This window comes from Kitasatospora sp. NPDC091207, from assembly GCF_044768625.1.
Classification (GTDB): Bacteria; Actinomycetota; Actinomycetes; order Streptomycetales; family Streptomycetaceae; genus Kitasatospora.
On record NZ_JBIVVS010000078.1, the window covers coordinates 1 to 1,100 of the forward strand.

Genomic DNA, 1,100 nt, shown 5'->3' on the forward strand with positions numbered 1-1,100 from the left:
CTAGGGCGTGTATCTGGTTGTGATCAATTTGCAGGTTCCGCCCTCGCGGTGGGCCCTGGTCCGGTAGACCGTGTTGTGTGACGCGAGTGCAACTGACTGATGCCGAGTGGGAGTTCATCGAGCCGTACTTGCCGATCGGCGAGTACGGCCCGTACCCCGAGCGGCTGCGTCGGCAGTTCGAGGGCGTGATCTGGCGGTTTCGGACGGGCGGCCAGTGGCGGGAGGTGCCAGGCGAGTTCGGCGCCTGGTCGACGGTCCACAACCGCTTCCGGCAGTGGCGGGACGCCGGAGTGTTCGAGGCCCTGCTGGACTGCGCGATCGCGGAGGCCGCGAAGCGGGGCGAGGTTGACTTGTCGCTGGTCAGCGTGGACTCCACGACCGTTCGGGCCCACCACGACGCCGCCGGGATGCACCTGGACCCCGACACTCTCGCCGACCTGGAGAAGGCCGCCGAGGAGGCGGAGAAGGCCCGGCAAAAAGGGGCGGCCCGAAGGAACAAAACGGGCAGGACACCGCACACGACCCGGAACGGGACGAGCGGCGACGTGTCCGACGCCGACACAAGCTCCGCCTGAAGGCCGCCCTGCTCGGGCGCTCCAGGGGCGGTCAGACCAGCAAGGTCCACGTCGCCGGCGAGCGAAAGTGCCGCCCGCTGGTGCTCGTTCTGACCGAGGGACAGGCCGCCGACAGCCCGCAGTTCATCCCCGTGCTGGAGAAGGTGCGGGTCCGCGGGCCCGTCGGCCGCCCGCGCACCCGGCCCGACGCCGTCGCCGGGGACAAGGCCTACTCCTCCCGCGGCAACCGCACCCACCTGCGCAAACGCCACATCAAAGCGGTCATCCCGGAGAAGAAGGACCAGGCCGCCAACCGGAAGAAGAAGGGCAGCAGCGGCGGCCGGCCCGTCGGCCACGACACCGAGCTCTACAGGGAACGGAACACCGTCGAGCGCCTGATCAACAGGCTGAAGGCCTGGCGGGGCATAGCCACCCGGTTCGACAAGAAGCCCGAGAGCTACCTCGCCGGCCTCCACCTCCGCGCCTCGATGATCTGGATCAAAGACCTCACCAAGACCCCTTGATCACGACCAAATACGCTCCCTA

The 1,100-nt window shown here is 68.5% G+C and carries 1 pseudogene; it reads left to right on the top strand.

Annotated features, from left to right (window positions below):
* Window positions 1-77 precede the first annotated feature (77 nt).
* A pseudogene (locus tag ACIQTO_RS38185) lies at window positions 78-1,078 on the top strand (IS5 family transposase).
* Window positions 1,079-1,100 lie beyond the last annotated feature (22 nt).